A 24,754-nucleotide genomic window follows, 5' to 3' on the forward strand; every position below is an offset into this window, starting at 1 on the left:
TCAATAAAGGTTAACAAGTCAAATGAATCGCTTTTATTACTTAAATACTTTTAAAAACCCTGAATCATTAATAGTTAAATCAATACGATTTTATAATCCCCCCTTCACCCTGAAAACAATCTCTTCGGCCAACAGCTGGGAGGCATCATAGATTGGCAAGTCAATGGTCAGCTTGTCGGAAATCACCGAGAGTTCAGTACAGGCCAGTATTATGCATTCGGCTCCCATTGCTTTCATATCTTCCGCCGCCTCGTTATACCTGGCCAGGATCTCGGCATCATGGGTCTTTGCCTTTACCCGCTTGATCAGGCTCATCACATTGGCTTGGTGATCCGGGGACGGAAACAGAGTCTCGATGCCCTCGTCATCAAACTTGTCATGATATAAACGGATATTTTCGACCGCCGTGGAAGCCAGCATACCCACCTTTCGAATACCCGGCTGGCAGCGTTTAACCTGCTGCACCGTCACATCCAGAATATTCACTACTGGAATGTCCACCGCAGCCACGACATCCGGGTAATACATGTGCGCGGTATTGCACGGTATCACCAGAAAGTCCACGCCGGCCCGCTCCAGGCCCCGGGCCATATCAGCCATAAAGGGACCCGGGCTCTCGCCGGTGCCCTCGATCAACGCCTTGATCCGGGAAGGCACCTTGGGATTATTGTCGACCAGCATATGGATATGATCAGCATCATCTTTCGCCGGGGTGGCGGCAATCACACGGCGCATCAAATCCACCGTCGCTTCCGGCCCCATGCCCCCTATTACACCAACCGTCTTTTCACTCATTTATCTTCATCCAATCTAAAGTGTTATCACCGTATCTCATTCAGTACTACCGAATTAATATCCAAACAACTCAGGCAGCCAGAGCACCAGCTCGGGGAAGAAAGCCAGCAGCACTACCACCAGGATCTCCACCGCCACAAAGGGAATTGCCTTGGCCGAAATTTCCTCTATGGATACCTTGGCGATGCTGGAGCCGATAAACATGTTCTCTCCCAACGGCGGGGTGGAGAAACCGATTTCACAGCAACATACCAGCACGATGCCAAAATGAATGGGATCCACACCCAGACTGACCATCACCGGCAACAGCACCGGGGTCACTATCATGATGGTGGCCAGGGTTTCCAGGAACATGCCCACAAAGATCAGGAAGGCGATGACGATGATCCAGATCAGCGCCAGGCTGTCGGTCATATTGAGCAGCGACTGGGCAATCATTCCCGGAATATCGTTTTCAACCAGGATCCGGCCAAAGGCGGTGGCGGTAAACATGATGATCAGTACGCGACCGGTCAGCCAGGTGGTGGAGTTCAGGGATTCCTTGAAGCCGTCCAGGGATAGCTCTTTATGAATAAAGACACCGACAAAGAGGGTGTAGAACACCGACACCACGGCGGCTTCGGTGGGGGTAAACAGACCGCTATAGATACCCCCGAGGATCACCACAGGCGCCAGAATTGCCCAGATACCGTCCTTGCAGGCCTTGCGCAGGGCCCCCGGCGGATGAATATTGCCGGACACATAGCCCTTTTTCTTGCTGATTACATAGTTGGCGATCATCAGGCCGCCGGCCAGCATGATCCCCGGCAGAATGCCGGCCATAAACAGCTTGGTAATAGACTCACTGGCGGTCACCCCATAGATCACCATGGGAATGCTGGGCGGTATCACAACACCCAGGCCACCGGAAGACGCCGTCAGTGCCGCCGAGTAGCTGCGGCCGTAGCCACGATCGACCATGGCGGGGATCATCAGCATGCCCACGGCTGCCGTGGTCGCCGGTCCCGAGCCCGAGATAGCGCCGAAAAACATGCTGGCGAGGATGGCGGAAAAGCCCAGGCCCCCGGCCATGGGGCCGGCCATCACCTCGGCAATGTGCACCAGCCGGCGTGAAATGCCCGCGCTCTGCATCAGGGCCCCGGACAGGATAAAGGCAGGCAGCGCCATAATGGGGAAAGAATCAACCGCATTCCAGGCGGTCTGTACTAGTGACACAAAGTCATCGCCCGCCGCCAGGTAGACGGTTAGAGCCGAGGCCCCCAGTGCCACCACTATGGGGGCACCGATCACCAGCAGAAAGAAAAACATACCAAACAAAATAAAGGGAGCTGTCATTATCTGATCCTCTTACCCCATAAAATCCATGTTTCAAGCCAAGGGGCGACTGCCAGCTTGCTCACGCTTTGACGCCGGTGTGCTCATTACATCTTCTTCCAGGTTGGGCTCGTCCACATCATCAAACTTCACCCCACACACCAGTTTCATATAGTTGACCTGGATAATACGCAGGCTGGTCAGGGTGAATGAAATAGGGAAAATCATATAGAGGTAAGCCATCGACCAGTCCAGGGCGGGAGAATAGAAGGTAAACTCCATCATGGATTCAATGACCTCGATACTCTTGAAGGTCATCAGGGTATTGAAGGCAATCCAGAAAACATCACCCAGCAGCTCGACAATATTTCTCAACTTTGTCGGCATCATTCTCAGGTGAAAGGTCACCCGATTATGGGCCGACAGCCTGGCTGCATAGGAAGCGCCAAGAAAAACAAACCAGACAAAGGCGAACCGTGATAGTTCCTCACTCCATGGAATACCGTAGTTAAATACAACCCTCAATACGACCTGCGTAAATAGCAGGACCACAAACAAACACAGCAACAGCTGGCAGACATAGTTTTCCAACTTGTCTATCTGCTTTAACAGTTTAAACATGGTAACACTCCGATAAAGGGAGCGGAGCAAGGACTCCACTCCCTTATTCAACTTTCAACCTACTTTGTCAAAACCGGTTAACAGCATTCAACATCAGGGTTACTTCAACTGCTCCAGCACGGACTCGAAGTTTTCCTTGCCACCGATGGTGTCATAGAACTGGGGCCAGACTTTTTCCTTGGCCAACGCGATCCATTTATCCTCGTCTTCCAGGGTAAAGACCTCGACGCCGTTATCGATCATGTTCTGCTTGGCCTTGTCGGCTTCGGAAATCTGGAACATCAACGCATGCTGCTGGGCTTCCAGGCCGGCACGGGTCAGGATATTGCGCTCTTCATCGCTCATCTTGTCGAAGGTGCGCTTACCTATCAGCAGCGGCTGCAGCGAGTACTGATGATGGATCTCGGTCACGTAATCCTGGATCTCATAGAACTTCATGGTGTTGTTGACGATATAGGGGTTGTCCTGGCCATCCACTACCTGCTGCTGCAGCGCGGTAAAGGTCTCGGTCCAGGCCATGGCGATGGGGTTGGCGCCCCAGGCTTCCCAGGAAGCCAGCATGATCGGGTTCTGCGGCACCCGAACCTTCAGCCCTTTGACATCTTCCAGGTTTTTGACCGGGCGCTTGGAGTTAGTGAGGTGGCGAAAGTTGGAATAAGTCCACCCCAGGATATTGACGCCAACCTGCTTCTGGGCCAACTGATTCCAGTGATCCCCCAGCTGGCCTGTGGTGATCTTCACCGCATCGGATGAGTTCTTGATCACATAGGGCATGGTCAACACACCCAACTCCTTGGAAAAAGGCGTGACATTGCCGATCCCGACCAGGGCCATATCCAGGGAACCCAGACGCGCATTCTGCACCATCTCGGTTTCCGAGCCGATGGCGCCATTGGGATACAGGGTCACCTTGATATCACCGGCAGAATAATATTCCACCAAATCCTTGAAACGGCTGGCATAGGCCCCCTGATCCGAGTCCAGGGGATCGCCCATACCCAGCTTCATGGTTTTGGCGTCCACCAGCGCCGGCAAGGCCACAGATGCGCAGGCAAGAGAAACCGTCAGGCATTTTGCTAATTTTTTCATAGAGAACATATTCATAACCTCAATGTATTTCCGTGTTTTTACATCCATGAAACTGGAATCTGATCAATCCGGGTATAACTGTCGGGCAACCATGCCCGAGGGCTAGCAGACCTCTTCAAATACCTCGGCAATGATGCGGGTGATCAACCGGCAATCCGCCTCGTCGAAGGTCAACGGCAGGCGCATGTCGCACATGGTCGCCAACACCCTCTGGGTCTTGGGCAGTTCCGGCATATGCCCCAGGTACTGCCAGCTGTCATAACGACTGGTATAGCCCTTGGGATCCGCGTCACCGAACCATTTGAGCGGTACCCCCTGCTCCTCGCAGCGCGCAATAAAACGGGCGATGGTGGCAGCGTTCTGATCCGGCAGGGAGAATTGGATGGAGCTGCCAACAAAATATTCCGCATCGGGGCGAACAGGCAGGCGGATCCCCGCTACCTGGCTCAGACCTTCGGCGGTCACGTTATAGAGCTGGTTCCAGCGCCGGCACTGCTCGTCCAGATTCTTGAGCTGAGGACGCAGTATCGCCGCCCGCAGGTTATCCATACGGCCACTGTAGTTGGGCGTTTCGAAACGGATACGGGCAAAGGCTTCCTTGGGCGGCGCCGCCAGGTGACGCTCAAACAGCATGTAGGAACCGGAGTAGATGATGGCCCTGGCCATCACTTCATCGTCGTCGGTGGTAAGGAAGCCGCCTTCGCCGGAATTGATATGCTTGTAGGTCTGGGCACTGAAGCAGGCTACCCGGCCAAAGGTGCCACTCTTGCGGCCATTCCAACTGGCCCCCATGGTGTGGGCACAGTCTTCGATAACGGTAATCCGATGCCGTTCACAGATGCTCATCAGCCGATCCATATCGGCAAGGTGGCCACGCATATGGGAAAGCAACAGGTAATGCACATCGTCGGCCGCCGCCTTCAGCTCGAGATCATCGAGATCGATGGTGAAATCGTCGGTGGTTTCCACCAGCACCGGAACGGCACCGGCATTGTTGATGGCACCGGGTACCGGCGCCAGGGTGAAGGCGTTGCACAACACCTTGTCACCAGGCTGAACGCCGACAGTACGCATGGCGATATGCAGCGCATAACCGCCCGAGGCGCAGGCCAGGCTGTAGCGACAGCCCAAGTAGGCGGCGAACTCCTGCTCCAGCAACTCGGTTTCCGTCGGCTCCCCGGCCAGCGAGTTGTACCGATGCAGGCGGCCGCTGCGCATCACAGCAATGGCCTGCTCGATACCCTGTTCGGGGATGGGCTCCTGCTGGGTGAAAGACTTGTTGAATTTGATCATGACATCTCTCCGGGCAGGTGCCGGGCACCTGCCTGTCTTACTCAGCAATAACGCTTCTGATCGTAAACGTGGAAATCCCACTCGGTCTCGGGGAAGTACTTGCGCAGGCGCCAGTCACAGGCCCGGGCGTGGCCTTCCATACCTTCGGTACGGGAGATCCGGGAGCCGGCCGCGCTGAACACCAGGTTGGCTTCTTCACTCAGTTCCTGATAGGTCAGTACCTTCATGAACTTCTGCACATTCAGGCCACCGCTGTAGCGGGCCGCCTTCTTGGTGGGCAGGATATGGTTGGTGCCGGAGCACTTGTCACCATGAGACACTGTGCTTCCCTCGCCCAGGAACAGGGAGCCGTAGTTGTTCAGGTTGGCCTTCCACCATTCCAGGTCATCGGCCAGTACCTGCAGATGCTCACAGGCCCACTCGTCACTGACCCTGGCCACCTCCTCGCGGCTGTCCCCCAGGATCACCACACCATGATCACGCCAGGCCGCTTCACAGACATCGGCGTTGGGCATGTCGGCGATTACCTTGGGCATGATCTCCAGCACCTTTTCGCCCAGCTCACGGCTGTCGGTAAACAGCCAGACCGGGGAATTGGGGCCATGTTCCGCCTGGGACACCAGGTCGACGGCAATGGTCATGGGATCGGCGTTCTTGTCGGCGATAATGGCCGACTCGGTCGGGCCGGCAAACACATCGATACCCACCTCGCCGAACAGCATGCGCTTGGCTTCGGCCACATAGGCATTGCCCGGGCCCACCAGGATATCGGCAGGCTTGTTGGTAAACAGGCCGTAGGCCATGGTCGCGATGGCATGCACGCCACCCATTTCCAGGATCACATCGGCACCCGCCACATGCATGGCATAGGCCACAGCCGGGTTGATGCTGTCACCCCGGGGCGGGGAGCAGGCCACGATAAAGGGCACGCCGGCGGCCTTGGCGGTTGCCACGCTCATCAGCGCGGAGGCAGCGTGGGCATAACGTCCGCCGGGTACATAACAACCGGCACAGTCGACCGGCAGTACCTGCTGCCCCAGGCGTACGCCTTCTTCCGTTTCAATCTCGAAGGACGTCAGGCTGTCGCGCTGGGCCTCGGCAAAGCGCTTGATCTGGCGATGGGCAAAATCAATATCGTCTTTTACCCGCTGAGGAACCTGCTCGATCAGGGCCTGTTTCTTCTCTTCAGACAAGATGAAGTCGCCCTGCCAGTTATCGAACTGCTTGGCATATTCACGTACCGCCGGCTCGCCCTGCAGCTTGATATTGGCCAGCATATCCTTGACCACCGCCTGGATACGTTCATCTTCCTGCGCTACGCCGTCTTCCGCAGCCGCTCTTTTAAGATATTCCATGGTATGACACCTGTTAAAAAGGAAGCTAAAGCTAAGTTACACACTATTCCGATCGGTTAACTTTGGACGCGGGCCATCCTGCTGGAGAAGGACCCGCCAGCCGCTAAATTAGCAATACTTCGGAAAATCAAAGGCTTCACGATAGCCGAACAGCGCCTGGGCACCGCCGGTGTGCAGGAAGACGACATTTTCGCCTTTCTTGAAGTGGCCCTTGCGTATCAGATCGATCAGACCGGCGCCACCCTTGCCCGAATAAACCGGATCCAGCAGTATGCCTTCGTGGCGGGCGAACAGCTCGATGGCTTCCAGGGTACTGGCCGCAGGAATACCGTAGCCTTCGCCGACATAGTCACAGTTGGCAACCACGTCTTCACGCTTCACGGAGCCGGCGATGCCCAGCTTCTCGGCAGTACGCTCGGCCAGGCGGAACACATTGGCTTCCTGCTGTTCGCGAGGCACCCGAACACCGATACCCAGTACCGGGATCAGGCTGTTGCTGCCCGCCAGGCCGGTGACCAGGCCGGCCTGGGTACCGGCAGAACCGGTGGCATGAACCACATGATCGATACGCAGGCTGCGGTCATTGGCCTGACCGAGCAGCTCCAGCGCACAGTTGACATAGCCCAGGGCGCCGATTTCATTGGAACCGCCGCCGGGGATGATATAGGGCTTCTTGCCTTCGGCTTTCAGCTCGGCGGCCAGCTCTTCCATCGCCGCATTCATGTCGGTTCCACCCGGGAACTTGCGCAGCTGGCCACCAAACAGCTGATCCAGCATCACATTGCCGTTGTAGATGTAATCGGCATCTTCGGAGCCGGTGCGATCTTCCAGCAGGATATGGCAAGGCAGGCCGAGCTTGGTGGCGATGGCCACGGTCTGGCGGGCATGGTTGGACTGGGTAGCGCCCTGGGTGATAATAGTGTCGGCGCCTTTCTCCAGGGCATCGGCCATCAGGAATTCCAGCTTGCGAGTCTTGTTGCCGCCGCCAGCCAGGCCGGTACAGTCATCACGCTTGATCCACAGGTTGGGGCCATCGAGCAACTTGGTCAGCTGGTGCATCGGCTCCAGCGGGGTGGCAAGGTGGGCGAAGTGCAGACGGGGGTAGCGAGCCAAAAGCATGGTAATACTCCTTTTCTATTTTAGATACATGGCCAATACAAGCTGGCAACATCTCCATACTGGAAGAAGACGGCCGGGGCGGCCAATGCTATATTGGCTCCGCAAGCGATTACTTTTCGGTATAGGCCGCCGATAGCGCGGCTCAGGAGCGAGGATAGATGGAATTAAAGTGGTTGAAAGACTTTGTAGCACTGAGCGAACACGGCAGTTTTTCCAAAGCCGCCGACGCCAGGTTTGTCACCCAACCCGCCTTCAGCCGTCGCATTCGCTCGCTGGAAAACTGGCTGGGCATCGCCCTGGTCGATCGAGACAAATATCCCACCACCCTGACCAAGACCGGCCTGGCTTTTGTTGAAGAAGCCAGACGCATGATCCTCGATACCTATCGGGTACGCGAACGGCTGCAGGGCCAGGAATCACGCCAGAGCCTGATCTTCTTTGCCCAGCACTCGCCGGCGGTGTCGTTTTTTCCTAGCTGGATCCGCACCCTGGGGCCGCTGGTGGACGATACCCTGGTCAGGCTGAATACGGGTGACCTGCACGATGTGATGGAATCCTTTATGGCGGGGATGGGGGATTTCCTGCTCAGCTTTTCCTCTACCGATAATATCAGTCAGCTGTCCCGTAACGACACCAGCTGCATCCAGGTGGGCACCGACAAGCTGGTTCCGGTTTCGGCGCTCGCCGCCAACGGCACGCCGCTGCATGCGCCGGGCATGGGCCGCCCGCTCAAGCTGCTCGCCTATCCCGACAATTCATTCCTGGGGGGTCTGGTCAAGGAACAGTGCCTGGCCGGCTCCCAATCCGACCTCGAGTACGTAATCGTCTGTGAGAACGCGCTGGCCGAAGGGCTCAAGGCGATGGCCCTGCAGGGATATGGGGCGGCCTGGCTGCCTTCCAGCCTGATCCAGAACGAGTTGCTCAATAACCAGCTGGTGGTGTTGGAGCCGCCGCTGGCTTCGGTGGATCTCAAGATACTGCTCCACCGGTTCCGGCATACGGTCAAGCCGGAAGTGGACACCTTCTGGAAGTATCTGATCGAGCTCTATAAACAGGGGTTGTGATACCCGGAAACATGACCGGGACTCAGAATCCCGGACAGGACCACTGGCAACGGCCTTCGACAGAAAGGGTATTGGGGATGCCGTCAGGCAGATATCCGTTCCAGGCGCTGGCGGATCTCCGCCATCTTGGCATTCATGACCAGTTCGAACTGATCCAGGTTACGGATGATCGCCGCCTTGGGATCCTCTGCAGACGGGTTCTCGCCCAACAGACGGTTCAGCTCGCTCACCGCCTTGTCGATCGCTGCCCCGCCGTCATGGTGCGAGAAACGGAACTTGAGGCTGGTCGGTTGGCAGGAGTCGGCGTCGTGCCTGAAGTAAACCTTGAGCTCGTCATGGGCAGACTCGTGACGCACGATAAAGCGCTCAATCTCATGGACGTCCTGGATGCCCATGGCGGTTAAGGTTGGAAACTCGGACATATGGCTACCCCGTCTGCTGTTGGCTCTGGACACTGCGACCCAGTTTACATGATGTTAACAAGACATCAAACTAACCGTCATAACCCCGGTGCCCTAGGGCCAGTCTGCAAGCATCAATAAGACCAGTCGGCTGGCCCCAAGAAGTCTGGGCCGCTGGCCCTAACCCTGCTCGCCTGGGCACTCTAGATTGCCTGTTAACGCTTAGCCGAGGATCTACAGGAGTTCCCATGTCAGAGAAGACAGAGCTGACCATCTCATTGAATGCCGATACCGCGCGTCTGTTTGCCGACTACGAGGCATTTACCCGGGTCACTCCGGAGATTTATGTACAGCAGTTGATCGAGAAGACGCTGCCGACCCTGGAAGCCATGGTCGGGGCATTGCGTGACGCCAACGGCGATGAAGAGGCGGTGATGGAATTGTTTGGCAAGAAAATGGCGGAATCGCTGTTAAAGCAAAAACAGGCGCAGACCAACTGAGCTGACCCCGCTGGACTATCAACAAGGGCGGCTAGGCCGCCCTTGTCGCATTATTTCAGCGCTTCTATCTGCTGGCGCAACTCTTCCAGCTTGGCCTTCATCACCCGTTCCATATGCTCCAGATCGGCCAGCAACTGCTGCTTGGTATCCCGAGTGCCGGTATCGGCGGTGGCCACCGGCTTGAGCAGTTGCTGTAACTCCACCAGCGCCTGGCGCAACACCGGGCTGGTGTCTTCCAGCTTGTGCCACTCTTCGGTTTTCTGAAACTCCACCGGCACATTGGCCTTGGCGCGGGCAAAGGTGAACTTCTTGCTGCGAGACAACAGCGATCCTGCCGATCTGTGGTAATACACCTTGAGCACATCAGCCCTGGCTTCACGGCGCAGGCTGTAGCGGCTGATACTGTCAAACGAGGTGATCCCCATTTGTGAAAGGGTGGGATATGCTGAAGTCATCTATTTTCGCCCAAGATATTGATACTGCAAAAAAAATACGTCCCCCCGCATAAAAAAACCGGCATCGGCGGTTTTTAAGTAAGCGGATGGGTTAGCTGCTGAGCTAGAAGGAGTCGAATCCGTGACGGAGGGTGCCCGCAATGCGGAGCGGTTGCCATTCCTGGCAGGCCAGACAAGCTTTGGTGCGGATTATAGACGTACAGTACAAATATACAACAGGGCCAGATTTAACAAGATGCTGGAACCAGGAAGCCCCCGGCTGGGGCGAGGGGGAACAAGTGGCTCCCTAACTGCCCGCAGTTTAGCTTAAACCGACAGCACCAGCGACTTCATATAGCAGAACTCCTTGATATTGAAGCGGCCTTCCGGGGCCGGACCAAACGTCTGGGTATGCCCCCTTCCCTTGTAAGGCTCCGCATTGACAAAACAGGCGCTGACGCTCAGGCTGCGCGCCAGCCGCTCGCCCTGAGTCAGGTCCCGGGTCCAGATGCTGGCCGTACCGCCCTGGCCCAGGCTGTTGCACAGTCCGGTGATCTGTTCAACGCCCGGTACCCTCACCACGCAGGCCAGCGGACCACTCAGCTGCTGCCGGAATATCGCCATCTCGGGCCCAACATGATCGAGCAGGGAGGCCGGATAATACCAGCCTTGTCCTGCGGGCAACTCGCAACCCAGCACGGCGCGGGCACCGGCCGCCAACGCTGCCGTCACCTGCCGGTGCAGATCCTGGCGCAACTGTGCCGTGGCCAACGGCCCCAGGCTGGACTCCAGATCTTCTGGGTCTCCGGGTCGGATCTCGGCCAAGCGTGCCGCCATCCGGCCCACAAAGTCATCGGCGATGGCGGGCGTGACGATAAAGCCCCTGGATGCATGACCCAACTGGCCGGCATTGCGAAAACGGGAACGCAGGGCCGCGTCGACCGCCTGATCCAGATCCGCATCATCAAGGATGATCTGCAGCTCTATTTCATCCAGCTCAAGCACCACTTTCTTAAGACACTGGCCAGCCATGGCGGCCACCTGGCTGGCATCTTTCTTGTTGCCGCTGAAAGCCAGCGCCTTGACCCGAGGATCGGCAATCAAGGTGGCTACGGTGGGCTTGGAGATCAACAGGCTGGAAACCAACCCGCCGGGCGCCCCTGCCTCCTGCAGCAGCTGTTCAATCTGCTGCGCACACTGGGGCAGGTTTTCGGCCAGTTTCAGCAATACGCTGTTACCGGCCATCAGGGTCGGCGCCAGCATGCGAAACACCTGCCACAGGGGAAAACGCCAGGAAGTCAGTAACAACACAGTACCCATGGGTTCAAAGGTGGTCAGGCTGCGAGCCAGCGGCAGCATGGCCTGACCATGGGCGGCGAAATAGGCACATTCCAGGGCGCAACGATCCACTTCCACCAGGGCCTCGCTGTGCAGCTTGCCCATTTCCCGCGACATACACAGCGCCAGCTGATGTCGTTTGGACGACAGCAAGGAGGCCAGCTGATTCAAAAGCGCGGAACGATCAGCAAAAGAAGACTGCCGCCACTGTTCCGCCGCCTGCCGGCTGGCGTCGATGCGGGTCTCCAGCTCGTTATCAGACAGGCTGGCAAAGGTGCCGGTCTGCTGGCCGGTTGCCGGGTTGTATGAAGTGAAATTCATCATCGCTGCACCTTATGCTTAATACGGGCACCGTCGGGCCCGGACTTCCCCGTCCCTTAGCCGGTGATGTGGTGGATTGACAGCCAGCCCAGGTGTCAGGCTGGACACCGTAATCAAGCAGACGTTACATAGTTGCAACCCAGGTAACAAATGCCAGTTTCCGGGACGCCATGGAGCCAGTCCCGCCAGAATAGGGTTAACTTTGTATACTTCGTGAAGCCGCTGAGACTGGTTAAAGACAGCACCAGACAATAGGATTATAGCTTGGGCAGTTATCCTGGAGGATGAATGGCAAACAACAGAGCTCTGAAGCCGCAGTCGTGGGCCCGCCTGCTTCCTTTTCTGCAATGGGCACCCTCCCTCAACGGCAGGGTATTGAGGGCAGACCTGCTGGCCGGCCTGACCAACGCCATTATCGTTCTGCCCCAGGGGGTGGCCTATGCCCTGATCGCCGGCCTGCCCCCCGAGTATGGCCTCTACGCCGCCATCATACCGGCCATTATCGCCGCCCTGTTCGGCTCCTCCTGGCACCTGATTTCCGGTCCGACTGCCGCCATGTCGATCGTGGTGTTCACCTCGGTCAGCCCGCTGGCCGAGCCGGGCACCCCCGAGTTTATCAAGCTGGCCCTGACCCTGACCCTGATGAAGGGGCTGTTTCAGCTGGCGCTGGCCATGGCCCGCCTGGGGGTGCTGGTCAATTTTGTGTCTCATTCAGTGGTCATCGGCTTTACCGCCGGGGCGGCGGTGGTGATCGCCTCCAGCCAGCTGCAGAACCTGCTCGGTCTCTCGCTGACCACAGACGGCACCTTTATCGACAACTGGCTGCAGGTGGCATTGCATCTCGCTGACACCAACCTCTACAGCCTGACCATCGCCCTGTTCACCCTGACCCTGTGCGTGGTCATCAGGAAACTCCGGCCCCGCTGGCCCAACATGCTGCTGGCATTGATCCTGGCCAGTATGCTTGCCTGGCTGCTGGATCCCGGGCAGCAGCACATCGCCCTGGTTGGCGCCATTTCTGCCAGCCTGCCGCCCCTGAGCATGCCGGATCTCAGCCTGAACAATATCAGCAGCCTCGGTTCCGCCGCCCTGGCCATCAGCCTGCTGGGTCTGGTCGAGGCCACCGCCATCTCCCGTGCCATCGCCACCCGCACCCACCAGCGGCTGGACGATAACCAGGAGTTCGTGGGCCAGGGGCTGTCCAATGTGGTCGGGGCCTTTTTCTCCTGCTATGCCTCCTCAGGCTCCTTTACCCGTACCGGGGTTAACTATACCAGCGGCGCCCGCACTCCCCTGGCGGCGGTGTTTGCCTCGCTGTTCCTGCTGGTGATCCTGCTGCTGTTTTCCGACCTTATCCCTCACCTGCCGATCCCGGCCATGGCGGGATTGCTGCTGGTAGTAGCCTGGAACCTGATCGATTTCCATCATATCCGGTTGATTATCCGGGTCGGCAAGTCCGAGGCCACAGTGCTGCTGGCCACCTTCTTCGCCACCCTGTTTGTGGCCCTGGAATTCGCCATCTATACCGGGGTGTTCCTGTCGCTGGTGTTCTACCTTAAACGCACCTCTTCTCCCCGAATCGTGACCATCTTGCCCGACCCGGACAGCAAGCATCCCTTCTTTATCAGCGCCGAACACAAGCGCCTGCCCTATTGCCCCCAGCTGCGCATCATCCGTATAGAGGGCTCGCTGTTCTTCGGCGCGGTCAATCATGTGCAGGAATACCTGCAACAGATCAAGGAGCCCAGGCTGCTGATCGTGGGCAACGGCATGAATTTCGTGGACATGGTCGGGGCCGAAATGCTGGTACAGGAGGCAAAACGGCGCAGGGCCGCGGGGGGAGATCTCTATCTGTGCAACCTGAAAGAAGGGGTCAGCCGCTTCCTCAAACGCAATAACCTGATCGAGGAACTAGGCGAGGATCATATCTTTATCAACAAGGGCAAAGCCATCCACCGGATCTACGACCAGCTGGATCCCGCCATCTGCCAGACCTGCACCGCCAAGATCTTTCAGGAGTGCCATATAGCACCGCCCGCTGGCACAAGATGAGGAGTTGCGATGCTCGCCAGCCGAGGCTGGCCATATGCGGCCTTGATAACTGGCCCCTGCCCCCTGGCTGCGGGCCGGTTACACTGGTTAACACCTTAGTTACAGCATGATGCTAATCCGAAGAGGCCGATATCATGACCGACCTGATCCACGAGCGCCCCAGCCGGCTTGTTTCCGTCCGCGAGCTGTTTGATATTGACTCCGACTTCAAGGTGCCCGTCTTTACCCACAAGGATGAACACGTACCCGAAATCGACCCCAGCTATTGCTTCAATCCGGATGTCACCATGGCCATCCTGGCCGGATTTACCCGCAACCGCCGGGTAATGATCCAGGGCCTGCACGGCACCGGCAAATCCACCCACATCGAACAGGTGGCGGCCCGCCTGAACTGGCCCTGCGTGCGGGTCAACCTCGACGGCCATATCAGCCGCCTGGATCTGGTGGGTAAAGACACCATAGTGCTGAAGGAAGGCAAGCAGATCACCGAGTTTCAGGAAGGCATAGTGCCCTGGGCCCTGCGCCGGCCGGTGGCCCTGATCTTCGACGAGTTCGATGCGGGGCGTCCGGATGTGATGTTCGTGATCCAGCGGATCCTGGAGCAGGACGGCAAGTTCACCCTGCTGGACCAGAATCAGGTGATCAACCCCCACGCCTATTTCCGGCTGTTTGCCACCGCCAATACCGTGGGCCTGGGCAATGTCACCGGACTGTATCACGGCACTCAGAACGTCAACCAGGCACAGATGGATCGCTGGAACATAGTGGCCAGCCTCAACTACCTGCCCAGGGCCGACGAGATCCGTATCGTACAGGGCAAGGTGCCCCGCTATGCCGACGACAACGGCTACAAACTGATCGATGCCATGGTGGCGGTGGCCGAGCTGACCCGGGAAGGCTTTGCCGCCGGCGACCTGTCCACCCTGATGTCGCCCCGCACCCTGATCTCCTGGGCGGAAAACACCGAGATCTTCAACGATCCGGCACTGGCCTTCCGACTGTCGTTCCTCAACAAGTGTGATGAGGCCGAACGCCCCCTGGTGGCCGAGTACTACCAGCGCTGTTTCGATCAGGAACTGGAAGAGTCCCGGTCGGTCAAACTGACATTGCTGTAACTCGGCCTGTCAGGCTACTTACCAAGGTGGCGCGGATAGACTGAAACAGGAGTCTCTGCGCCAGGGATGGCGCAGCGAAGTCCCCAGGGATGGATTTACGGCGGCTCCGGTTTCAGTCTATCTGCTCCACCGAGCACGATCAGGATTGAGACAAGGAAGCACCAAGATGACCACGCCCCCGACCACTCCGGGCCCGGACCTGGCCCAGGAAGAACGCAGGCAGCAACGCCTGGAAGAACTGAGCGCGGCCATGATGCGCGCCCTTTCGGCCCAGAAAGACATTCGCTACCGGGGTCACCGGCTGGAATGGAACGGGCAACCCTATCCCTTGCGCCCCCCTCACCTGCATCCCGAGCAGGGCAAGGACGATCTGGGTTCGTTCCGCGGCACCGCAGACGCCATCGCCCTGCGCCTTCGCCATAACAACCCCGATATCCACCGCCAATGGCTGCCGGCCCAACCGGTGGCCCGGCTGGTGTTCGAACTGCTGGAGCAGCTCAGGGTCGAATCCCTGGTTGAACCCTATCATCCGGGCAGCAAACATAACCTGCATCACAGGTTCACCGCCTGGAGCAATCAGTTCCAGGCGTCGGGCCAGACCGAAAACCATATCGGCCTGCTGCTGTTCACCCTGGCCCAGATGAGCTGGGTGCAGCTCGGCGGCGGTCCCTTGGATGAAGCAACCGAGATGCAAATTGAGTCGACCCGCATGTTCCTGCTGCGGGAAATCGGCCCTCCCTTTGGCCTGTTGCGCCGCAATTGCCAGGATCAGGCCGCCTTCGCCGAGCAGGCCCAGCGTATCGCCCTCTGTCTTCATGGCATGATCGACGAACTCAGTGCCGAGATGCTGAAAAATGACGAGCGCAAGGCCGATGAGCTGGCCGACAACACCAAGAAGGCCTTCGGCCTGCTGCTGGAGCCGGAAGGGGACGGCGAAGACGGCCTGGCCCAAAGCCAATCTCAGCTGGAGCTGCGCCTGCGCCAGGCCGCCGAACGGTTAGAGTACCGCATCTACAGTGAACAGTTTGACAAGCAGTGGCCGGCCGAGAAACGAGTTCGTCCGGAGCTGTTGCGCAGCCTGCGCGAGAGCCTGGACAAGCGCATCCGGGAACAGGGACTCAACCTTAACCTGCTCACCAAGAAGCTGCGCCATCTGCTGGCCAGACCCCGCCTCAGCGGCTGGCGCTTCGGTGAGGAAGACGGCCGGCTCGACGGACGTCGTCTGCCCACCCTGGTCACCTCGACCGCTGACAGGAGGGTGTTCAAACAGGAACAGATAGAGCCCCACGGTGATGCAGTGGTGACCTTCCTGATCGACAACTCTGGCTCCATGCGAGCCCACATTGAAAGCATCGCCATGCTGGTGGATACCCTGGCCCGTGCCCTGGAACGGGTCGGTGCCAAGGTAGAGATACTGGGTTTTACCACCGGCCACTGGAATGGCGGCAAGCCCTTGCGTCAATGGCAGCGTAGTGGCCGGCCCGCCAACCCGGGGCGGCTCAATGAACGCTGCCATGTGGTCTATAAGACTGCAGATACCTCCTGGCGTCGGGCCAGGCCGGCCATCGCCGCCCTGCTCAAGGGAGACCTGTTTCGCGAAGGGTTGGATGGCGAGGCCTTGCAATGGGCTGAGCAGCGGCTGCTGGAGCGTAACGAGCAGGACCGCCTGCTGGTGGTGATCTCCGACGGCTGTCCCATGGATACCGCCACCCACCAGACCAATGAAGAAGACATTCTCGATCTGCACCTGCGTCAAGTGGCGAACCGCCTGGAGCGCAGCGGCCAGCTCGCCCTCTGTGCCCTGGGTGTAGGGCTGGATTTAAGCAGCTACTATCGCCATAGCCAGCTGCTAGACTTGAACAAATCCCTTGACAACCGGGTATTCGATGAAGTGCTGACGCTGATGAGCAAGGCACTGGGAGGAAGACAAACAAAAAAATAACATTAACTTTACAATGAGTGGTTATCAAGTTATTGAATATAAAGTATTTTAGCTCTGGACCCAGTGTGTTCAGGCATGTGGTCCTAACTATTTGCGGGGTCAAATTCGAATATTATCAACGGGTCATTCGTTTCTGCCCGCTCGATAACAAAGGTCATTCAGGTGACTCCGGACGGGCAGGGACAGCACGAGTTGAGCCAGTTGTAGGCAGCAATGGGATATATGACACCCCGCTGCCTGGTATCACGGAAGGTCATTGTCCTGCCAGCAGGCGGGATATCAGAAACTGGAGCAAGAAGTCATGATATTCAAACAACGCTTTGTAAAGTCTTTGTCCGCCGCCCTGTGTTTAACCGCGGTGGCCGTCAGTAGTTCCATGGCCCAGGCCGCCACCTTCAGGGTCGCCGTCGGGGACGGCGCCGGCAGTGCGCAACATGAGCTGGGGCTGAAGTTCTCTGAAGTATTCAAGGAAAAGACCGGCGGCAAGCACGACACCAAACTGTTCCTTAACGGTCAGTTGGGTGATGAACAGGCCACCGTCAACGATGCCTCCATGGGGCTGCTGGATTTCTCCATCCTGGCCATCAACAACGTTACCCCCTTTTCTCCCTCCGTTGGCGTCCTGACCCTGCCTTACATGATGCAGAGCGTGGATGATGCGGTTGCCCTGACCCAGGGTGAGGTCGGGCAGAAGCTGGTGGAAAATACCATTCGCGACGCGGGGGTACGCATCGTCGGTTGGACCTATACCGGCTTCCGGGTGCTGACCAACTCCAAGCACCCGGTGAATAGCCTGGAAGATCTCCAGGATTTGAAGATCCGGGTGCCCCAGAATGAAATCATGATCGACACCTATCGCGCCTGGGGTATCAACCCCACTCCCATGGCCTGGTCCGAGACCTTTACCGGCCTGCAACTGGGTGTGGTCGATGGCCAGGATAACCCCTACCTCACCGTTTATTCGATGAAATTTGATGAAGTACAGAAATACATCACCGATATCCGTTACCTGTTCTCCATCGAACCGCTGATCGTTTCCGAGTCTGTATTCCAGTCCCAACCTGACGATGTACAGCAGGCCATCCTGGAAGCGGGCAAGGCCGCTACCGAGCACAGTGCCAAATGGCTGGTGGAGCAGGAAGACAAGATCAAGGCCGAACTGGTCAGCAGAGGCATGGAAATCACCCAGCCTGCCAACGGCGAAAAAGAGTGGATGGAGAAAGCCATCAGCCAGGTATGGCCCAAGTACTATGACCAGCTGGGTGGCAAGGACGAGCTGAACAAGATCCTCAAATCCCTGGGCCGCGACGAAATCTAAGCAGCATGCTCAGCCAGAATGCACTCAGACCAGCTTTCTGGCTGAGTGCATTTTTATCAGGGAGAAAACAACAATGACCATCGGAAAGCTGATTTACAGCTTGATAGATAATATAGAAAGCTTTATTTGTCGGAGCCTGTTGGCAACGTTTGTTGTCATCCTGTTCATACAAATCATTTCGCGGCAGGTATTCAACCACTCCATCGCCTGGAGTGAAGAGTTATCCACCTATATGTTTGTCTGGTTCGTCTATTTCGGTGCCAGCTATGCAACCAAACTGGCAGCACACAACAGGGTCACCTTTCAATTTAAATTGTTCCCACCCAAATTCGCCGTCGTATCCGAAGCCCTGGCGGATTTAATCTGGGTCGGCTTCAACTGCTATTTTGTCTTCTTAAGCTATGACTTTGTATTTAACAAAATGAACCTATTCTGGAAATCCCAGACTTTGGGGGTTCCGATGAAATACATATATATGATCTTGCCTATCGCATTTACGCTGATGACCATCCGCATTATACAGGTCAATTATTACAAGCTAATCAAAGGCATTGACATCAGGGATCCTGAGTCCCTGGAAGTTGAAAAGCTTATTGAGTCATCTGATAAAGAAACCCAGTCAAACTAGTTCAGGAGTTGTCCCATGGTGGAAACATCGGTCGTCATGATTTTATTCGGGAGCTTCCTGCTGTTGCTGCTGATGGGCGCGCCCATCAGCGTATCACTGGGGGTATCGGCTCTCGCCTCCTTTTTGTATCTGGGTGAAAATCCCATCAAGTTTGTACAGATTGCCTTTACCTCGGTGGGCTCATTCCCCTTGATGGCACTGCCTTCCTTTATCCTGGCCGGCGCCCTGATGGAAGCGGCAGGCATCTCCAAACGGTTGGTTGATCTGGCGGAAAGCTTCGCCGGCCCCTTTACCGGCGGCATGTCAGCCGCCACCGTTATGGCCTGCATGTTCTTCGGCGCCATTTCCGGCTCGGGCCCGGCCACCACGGCCGCGGTCGGCATGCTGATGATCCCGGCCATGGTACAGCGGGGCTACAGCAAGGGCTATGCCTCGGCCATCACCGCCTCCTCCGGCGGCCTGGGGGTGGTGATACCGCCTTCCATTCCGATGGTGATCTTCGGTATTTCCGCCATGGGCCTGATGCCACCTCCCTCGGCCATTGCCGAGCACGGCCAGTTCCAGTCCGTTTCCATACCCAAGCTGTTTATCGCCGGCTTTTTCCCCGGCCTGGTGCTGTCCGTCGGCCTGCTGATTATGAACTACTGCCTGTGCAGGAAGCATGGTTACAAAGGCTCTACCGAGGGTTGGTCCGTCGCCACCACCATGACCGCGTTCCGCAAGGGTATCTGGTCGGTGCTGGCCCCGATCGTGATCCTGGGTGGCATCTACAGCGGCCTGTTTACCCCAACCGAGTCGGCCATCGTCGCCATCTTCTACACCCTGTTTATCGGTTTCTTTGTTCATAAGGAGCTGAAATTCAAGGATGTGATGCACTCGCTTGAGACCACCACCTGGCTTACCGGCCGCGTCTTGTTGATCCTGTTTACCGCCACCGTGTTCGGTCGCCTGCTGGTCGAGAACCAGATCCCGGCCATCGTCGCCGCCGCCATGCTGGACATGACCACCAACCTGTATCTGATATGGGCACTGATCATCTTCTTCCTGCTGTTTGTCGGCATGTTTATGGAAACCCTGGCAGCCATCATGATCCTGACACCGGTGTTATTGCCGGTGGCCTATAACCTGGGCATTGATCCCATCCACTTTGGCATCGTCGTGGTCTGCTGCCTGTCGATAGGCTTCCAGACACCGCCACTGGGTGAAAACCTGTTTATTGCCTCCGGGGTCTCGGGTTCGTCAATTGAGGAAATATCGATCAAGGCATTACCCTTTGCATTTATGTCGGTACTTTCCGTCTTCATCATTGCCTATATACCGGAAATAACCCTGTTCCTACCCAGCCTATTGGGGTATTAGTGAAAATATAAACACAGAGCCAGCTTCGTGCTGGCTCTTGGTTAATAACAGCATGAGGGACACAAGATGCTGCCCGATATAAAAACGATTCTGTACTGTACCGACCTGTCAAAAAATGCCTCCTTTGCCTTTAAGCATGCGGTCTATCTGGCAAAAAAAACCGGGGCCAACATACATATCCTGAAAGTAGTTGAAGAGCTGTCCAATGAGGAAAAGTTCACCCTGCAAACCTATATAATAAACCAGGTGAGCAGGGAGGAGTTTTTAAAGCAACGCCTGAAGAATGCCAATGATCAGCTGCAGGAAAGACAGGAGTACTTCTGGAAGAAAATCGCGCCGGAAGAAAGCGCCATGCGCAAAAAAATTGTCTCTTGTGAAATTATCGAAGGCTATCCGACTCAGACTATTCTTCGTCGCTCAAGAGAACTTGATTGTGATCTGATTGTAATGGGGGCCCATGAAAAGGGCTGGCTGCATACCCTGTTGGGCAGCGTGGCCAAAAACGTGCTGCGGGAATCCCGCATTCCCACCCTTATCGTCCCCCGCCCAGAGAAAAAAGTACACAAGGAAAAAAGCGCATAACCCTGACTGCCACCCGACGCGGGTGGCAGTGACTATTACAGCTCGGAGAAAATCGCCTTCAGATCAAGCGCCTCTTCCTTGGGTGGCTCTAGCTGCAGCTGGGCTTCGATTTCATTCAGGTGCTCAGCCATTAAATCTACCGCCTTCTGTACGTCCCGTGCGGCTATCGCCTCCAGCAAACCGGTATGCTCACTGCAGGGGCTGTAGATCCGTTGCTTGCCCTTACGGGGACTCGCCCCCTGATACAAGGCCACTATCAGGGAAGACCGGGAAATAATCTCATGCAGAAAAGACGTCAGTACCGGCTTGTTAGCCAACTGCCCTATCAACAGGTGAAACTCCCCGGACAGGCGGATGCGCAGGCTCAGCTGCCCACCTTCAAATGCCTCGTGCTCCCTGGCCACATGCTGCTCCAGCAGACGCTTGTCCTGCTCGGTACACTTGCCGGCCAGCTCCCGCACCAGCTCAGCCTCGATCAGCCGCCGGGCCTGGAAAATTTCGCGCGCTTCTGCCGGCGAGGGCTCGGCAACAAAGGCACCGCTGTTAGGCACCAGGTTAACCAGCTTATGATGGGATAGCTGCAGCAACACCTTGCGTACAAAGCCACGGCTGATGCCGAAGGTTTCGCATAGTTCTTCTTCTTTCAGACGCGTGCCCGGCAGCAGTTTATGGGCGACGATCGCCTCCCATATCCGCTGATATACCGTATCGACATCTGATGTTTTCGGACTTGGCATGACCCTACCTTAGTTCGTTGCAGGGCAAGTGGTGCTGTGTTTTCTCCGGCCCCGCGTAACGCCGTTGCAATAATAAAGTGACATTATTCGCTACAGACTACGGATGACGCCTTGTATCACAACAAGAGAAGTGGGTTCTCTGGTCGAATGATAAGCGATCACCGCATCCCCTGTGGCTGCACCACCGGACCATTTTACTGTGTTGGCTTTTCGACAGATTAACACAGGGTATTATCGTCAACAATAAATGCGGTAGTTTGTAAAAAACAGATCCCTGGTAACACTAAAAAACAAAGACGAGACCCGGATCTCGTCTTTGCTAACGGTCGTGCCCCTTTGGTGATAGCTCAGTTGCCGGCCGAGCTGTGCACAAGCCCGGCCCGCGGCATCAGCAGATAATAGAAGAGCCCGCCCAGCCCGGCCCCGAGCAGCCAGCCGTAGCCGTTGAGATTGCTCAGCGCCGGCACCAGCACGGTTGAGATGGAAAAGACCGCCGCCAGGCCAAAGGCCAGCAGAGCCTTGCCGTTCCAACCCTTGTTGTAGTAATAGGCTCCTTTAGGATCAGACGAAAACAGCTGCTCCATGTTCAATTGCTGGCGCTTTATCAGGTAATAGTCGACCACGATAATACCGTAAAAAGGGGCAACGACCGAACCCAGGGCGTTAACGAAGCCGGGAATACCGATCTGGCTGATCACCGATACCCACAAGGCGCCGACAAAAAAGGCCACGGTGGCGGTGATCAGGCCCCCTATACGGAAACTGATCAGCCTGGGGAAGAGGTTGGCCAGATCATAGGCGGGGGGAATGAAGTTCGCGACCAGGTTGATACCCACGGTGGCAGCGAAGAAGGTCAGGGCAGCAATAATGGTCAGCGGCAATGAACCTACCCGCTCGACGATATCGGCCGGGTTGGTAAGGGCGTCGCCAAACAGTACCAGGGTTCCGGCGGTAATAATCAGTGCGATAAAAGAGAAGAAAGCGACATTGAGCGGCAACCCCACCAGGTTGCCCAGCTTCATTTCCCGCTCGCTGCGCACAAAACGGGTAAAGTCGCCGAAATTGATTACGACGGCGGCAAAGTAGGCGATCATGGTGCCGACGATGGCGGTAAAGGCGGCAATGTCTCCCCCTTGGTAGCTGCCGCCACCGCTAAAGATGGTGCCGACCGCCGGGATCAGCTCGCCGCCGGCTTCAAACCAGACGATGGCCATCAACACCAGCATCACCACATAGACAAGGGGACCGGCCCAGTTGAGGAACACCTTGATCTTGTCGATCCCCTGCCAGAACAGGGCAATCTGGAACACCCATACAATTACAAAAGCCAGCCAGGCAGTGCCGGACAGGCCGAGATAGGTCTCGCCGCTGCCCGCCCCCCACAAGGCGGTCAGCATCAGGGTAACGGCGGTCGAGGCGAAATAGGTCTGCACCCCATACCAGAAGATACCTATGATGGCCCGCAACAGGGCCGGGAAGTTGGCGCCACGCACCCCCATGCTGGCCCGGACCATCACCGGAAAGGGAATACCATACTTGACACTGGGTTTACCGGTCAGGTTGACCAGCACCATCACCACGCAGCCGGCCAGAATAATGGCCGCCATCACGGCCCAGCCGTTCAAACCATAAGACAGGAACAACGAGGCGGCCAGGGTATAGCCGAACAGGCTCTGAATATCGTTGGACCAGACATTAAAGATTTCGAACCAGCCCCAGGATCTGTCACTGTGTTTGATGGGGGCAAGATCCTCGTTATATAACGAGCTGTCTCTATGCTTAATTTCAAGGTTGGCGTCATCCATAAGAGGCTCTCCCTCAGATAGGTAGTCGGCCCGCCATCAGCAGAAAGGCGGGCCGGTATGGCTACAACTCAGTATAAACGCTCAGACATGGCGCATCAGTTGCGGAAGCGTTGGCAGGGCTGCCAGTATTGCATCAGCAGGTAATAGGTCAGGCCGGCTGGCACCAGGCTGGCATACCAGGAGACCGAAGAGAAGGTCAGTGCCACCACAGCGCCGGCCAGAGCCGCCACCACGGCCGCATAGTTCACGCCTTTATAGGGGCCGTTTTCATCATAGAGCTTGTCCAGATCCAGCTTGCGACGACGGACGATGAAATAGTCCACCACCAGGATAGCAAAGATAGGACCGAGGAAGGCGGAATAGGTTTGCACGAACAGCTGCAGACCCGCGGCCGACTCATCCTTGACCAGCTCCCAGGGAAAGGTACAGAAGGCCAGCAGACCCACTATGATGGTGGAGGTACGGAACTTCAGCTTGAACACATCCATCAGGATATAGGTCGGCGGCACCACATTATTGAGTACATTGGTGGTCACCTGGGCAAAGGCGATAAACAGCAGGGTGATCACCAGCAGCGGCGTGTTGTCCACGGCACTGGAGAATACCTGGATGGGATCGGACACCCCGGTGGCACCGGACACCATCAGGCCGATCAGCCCCATAAACAGGGTGCAGGGCAGGATAGACATGGAGTACAGGGTTGCCAGCAGGCCGGGACCACTGCCTTCCTTAAGCTCCCGGGAATAATCACTGACGTTGAGCATCATGGTGCTGTAGATACCCAGGAACAGCATGGTCGCGCCCCAGAACGGCAGGCCCCAGGTGCCCTCGACATTCACCAGGTTGGTGGTTATCTCGTCACCGTAGCGGTTGATCACGCTGTAGAACATATAGACCAGGGCTACCAGGATAAAACCGCTGCCGATGTTTTCCAGCCACTTGATGCCCTGGAAGCCGAAAATAGACAGGCCTATCTGCAGGAACTGGAACAGCACGAAGAACAGCACCAGGTTATCGAAACCGAACAGGGTAGCCGATACCGCATTGATGGCGCCGGCGCCGATCCAGCTCTGGAAGCCGTACCAGACGATGGCCGGCACCGCCCGCACCAACCCCGGGAAACGGGTGCCGGCAAAACCGAAGGCGCTGCGAGCCTGGACCATGAAGGGGATGCCGTATTTGTAGCCGGCGGCACCGTTCAGCGCCAAGGCAATACCGATCACGAAGCAACCGATGGCAATCGCCAGACAGGCCTGCAACAGGTTGAGGGTCCCCACTATGCTGGAGCCCATGGTAAAGGTGCCGATGGAGACACAGCCACCAAACCAGGCCAGCAGGTAGGAAACCCGGCCCATGATGCGTGTCTTCTGGGGAGCCAGGGATTCATCCCCGCCCTTCTTTTCTTGCTGCTGACCGGCAGCGGCTGAGTTGTGCTGGGTCACGGCCTGAGCCGCGGCGAGCTGGCCATTTGCTTGTTCAATTGCCATTAGGTTGTCCTCGGTAATCCATCACGTCGGCCGGTTTGACTTGCTGGCACCGTCCGGCCGGTTTCCACTATTGACTGCTCCGCAG

At 56.9% G+C, this 24,754-nt stretch carries 22 protein-coding genes; 9 read left to right on the plus strand and 13 right to left on the minus strand.

Annotated elements, in window-relative coordinates; all coding sequences use genetic code 11:
- Positions 1-90: 90 nt before the first annotated feature.
- The 7 genes from cuyB to cuyA all read right to left on the minus strand — a co-directional run bounded on the left by cuyB (position 91) and on the right by cuyA (position 7,586).
- Complete coding sequence (gene cuyB, locus DCS96_RS11355; RefSeq protein WP_116474369.1) at positions 91-795, minus strand: cysteate racemase; 705 nt, start codon at positions 793-795, stop codon at positions 91-93.
- Between the two features lie 54 nt (positions 796-849).
- Positions 850-2,130 carry a TRAP transporter large permease gene (locus DCS96_RS11360; RefSeq protein WP_116474370.1) on the minus strand — a complete coding sequence of 427 codons (1,281 nt, stop codon included), beginning with the start codon at positions 2,128-2,130 and terminating at the stop codon, positions 850-852.
- 33 nt (positions 2,131-2,163) lie between these two features.
- Positions 2,164-2,730, minus strand: coding sequence for a TRAP transporter small permease (locus DCS96_RS11365; protein WP_116474371.1), 567 nt, complete (start codon positions 2,728-2,730; stop codon positions 2,164-2,166).
- Between the two features lie 99 nt (positions 2,731-2,829).
- On the minus strand, positions 2,830-3,819 hold the full coding sequence (locus DCS96_RS11370; protein ID WP_198650009.1) for a TRAP transporter substrate-binding protein: 990 nt from the start codon (positions 3,817-3,819) through the stop codon (positions 2,830-2,832).
- Positions 3,820-3,921: 102 nt separating this feature from the next.
- Positions 3,922-5,112: a DegT/DnrJ/EryC1/StrS family aminotransferase gene (locus DCS96_RS11375; RefSeq protein ID WP_116474372.1), complete on the minus strand. Its 1,191-nt coding sequence runs from the start codon at positions 5,110-5,112 to the stop codon at positions 3,922-3,924.
- Between the two features lie 41 nt (positions 5,113-5,153).
- Complete coding sequence (gene hisD / locus DCS96_RS11380) at positions 5,154-6,467, minus strand: histidinol dehydrogenase (RefSeq protein ID WP_116474373.1); 1,314 nt, start codon at positions 6,465-6,467, stop codon at positions 5,154-5,156.
- A gap of 108 nt (positions 6,468-6,575) precedes the next feature.
- The gene (cuyA, locus tag DCS96_RS11385; protein ID WP_116474374.1) at positions 6,576-7,586 is read right to left on the minus strand and encodes a D-cysteate sulfo-lyase; all 1,011 of its coding nucleotides are present in this window, start codon (positions 7,584-7,586) and stop codon (positions 6,576-6,578) included.
- A 158-nt stretch (positions 7,587-7,744) separates the two neighbouring features.
- Between cuyA and DCS96_RS11390 the strand changes: the two genes are divergently transcribed.
- Positions 7,745-8,650, plus strand: coding sequence for a LysR family transcriptional regulator (locus DCS96_RS11390; protein WP_116474375.1), 906 nt, complete (start codon positions 7,745-7,747; stop codon positions 8,648-8,650).
- 83 nt (positions 8,651-8,733) lie between these two features.
- On the opposite strand, the gene DCS96_RS11395 is transcribed toward DCS96_RS11390, so the two are convergent.
- Positions 8,734-9,072 carry a DUF3461 family protein gene (locus DCS96_RS11395; protein WP_116474376.1) on the minus strand — a complete coding sequence of 113 codons (339 nt, stop codon included), beginning with the start codon at positions 9,070-9,072 and terminating at the stop codon, positions 8,734-8,736.
- A 227-nt stretch (positions 9,073-9,299) separates the two neighbouring features.
- Here DCS96_RS11395 and DCS96_RS11400 point away from each other — a divergent pair, with 227 nt between their 5' ends.
- Positions 9,300-9,551, plus strand: coding sequence for a hypothetical protein (locus tag DCS96_RS11400; protein WP_116474377.1), 252 nt, complete (start codon positions 9,300-9,302; stop codon positions 9,549-9,551).
- 50 nt (positions 9,552-9,601) lie between these two features.
- On the opposite strand, the gene DCS96_RS11405 is transcribed toward DCS96_RS11400, so the two are convergent.
- On the minus strand, positions 9,602-10,006 hold the full coding sequence (locus DCS96_RS11405; protein WP_116474378.1) for a DUF3461 family protein: 405 nt from the start codon (positions 10,004-10,006) through the stop codon (positions 9,602-9,604).
- Positions 10,007-10,312: 306 nt separating this feature from the next.
- Entirely contained in the window at positions 10,313-11,644 is a 1,332-nt protein-coding gene (locus DCS96_RS11410; RefSeq protein ID WP_157953629.1) for an aldehyde dehydrogenase family protein, read from the minus strand.
- Positions 11,645-11,932: 288 nt separating this feature from the next.
- On the opposite strand from DCS96_RS11410, the gene DCS96_RS11415 reads away from it, so the two are divergent.
- The 7 genes from DCS96_RS11415 to DCS96_RS11445 all read left to right on the plus strand — a co-directional run bounded on the left by DCS96_RS11415 (position 11,933) and on the right by DCS96_RS11445 (position 20,640).
- On the plus strand, positions 11,933-13,696 hold the full coding sequence (locus tag DCS96_RS11415; protein ID WP_116474380.1) for a SulP family inorganic anion transporter: 1,764 nt from the start codon (positions 11,933-11,935) through the stop codon (positions 13,694-13,696).
- 134 nt (positions 13,697-13,830) lie between these two features.
- On the plus strand, positions 13,831-14,811 hold the full coding sequence (locus DCS96_RS11420; protein WP_116474381.1) for an AAA family ATPase: 981 nt from the start codon (positions 13,831-13,833) through the stop codon (positions 14,809-14,811).
- Between the two features lie 166 nt (positions 14,812-14,977).
- Positions 14,978-16,753 carry a cobaltochelatase CobT-related protein gene (locus DCS96_RS11425; protein WP_116474382.1) on the plus strand — a complete coding sequence of 592 codons (1,776 nt, stop codon included), beginning with the start codon at positions 14,978-14,980 and terminating at the stop codon, positions 16,751-16,753.
- Between the two features lie 301 nt (positions 16,754-17,054).
- A complete protein-coding gene (locus DCS96_RS11430) occupies positions 17,055-18,071 on the plus strand; it encodes a TRAP transporter substrate-binding protein (protein ID WP_116474621.1) in 1,017 nt (338 codons plus the stop codon).
- Positions 18,072-18,144: 73 nt separating this feature from the next.
- Positions 18,145-18,699, plus strand: a complete 555-nt coding sequence (locus tag DCS96_RS11435) for a TRAP transporter small permease (protein WP_116474383.1) — start codon at positions 18,145-18,147, stop codon at positions 18,697-18,699.
- 15 nt (positions 18,700-18,714) lie between these two features.
- Positions 18,715-20,058 (plus strand): TRAP transporter large permease, encoded by a 1,344-nt coding sequence (locus DCS96_RS11440; RefSeq protein ID WP_198650010.1) that lies wholly within the window; start codon positions 18,715-18,717, stop codon positions 20,056-20,058.
- Between the two features lie 66 nt (positions 20,059-20,124).
- Positions 20,125-20,640: a universal stress protein gene (locus tag DCS96_RS11445; protein ID WP_116474384.1), complete on the plus strand. Its 516-nt coding sequence runs from the start codon at positions 20,125-20,127 to the stop codon at positions 20,638-20,640.
- A 35-nt stretch (positions 20,641-20,675) separates the two neighbouring features.
- Here the strand turns inward: DCS96_RS11445 and DCS96_RS11450 are convergent, their stop codons facing one another.
- From DCS96_RS11450 to DCS96_RS11460, 3 genes are all read right to left on the minus strand, one after another.
- Complete coding sequence (locus DCS96_RS11450) at positions 20,676-21,377, minus strand: GntR family transcriptional regulator (protein WP_116474385.1); 702 nt, start codon at positions 21,375-21,377, stop codon at positions 20,676-20,678.
- A 347-nt stretch (positions 21,378-21,724) separates the two neighbouring features.
- Positions 21,725-23,182 (minus strand): NCS1 family nucleobase:cation symporter-1, encoded by a 1,458-nt coding sequence (locus tag DCS96_RS11455; protein ID WP_116474386.1) that lies wholly within the window; start codon positions 23,180-23,182, stop codon positions 21,725-21,727.
- A 95-nt stretch (positions 23,183-23,277) separates the two neighbouring features.
- A complete protein-coding gene (locus tag DCS96_RS11460; RefSeq protein ID WP_116474387.1) occupies positions 23,278-24,669 on the minus strand; it encodes an NCS1 family transporter in 1,392 nt (463 codons plus the stop codon).
- Positions 24,670-24,754 lie beyond the last annotated feature (85 nt).

The sequence above is a fragment of the Zobellella maritima genome (genome assembly GCF_003075035.1).
GTDB lineage: Bacteria > Pseudomonadota > Gammaproteobacteria > Enterobacterales > Aeromonadaceae > Oceanimonas > Oceanimonas maritima.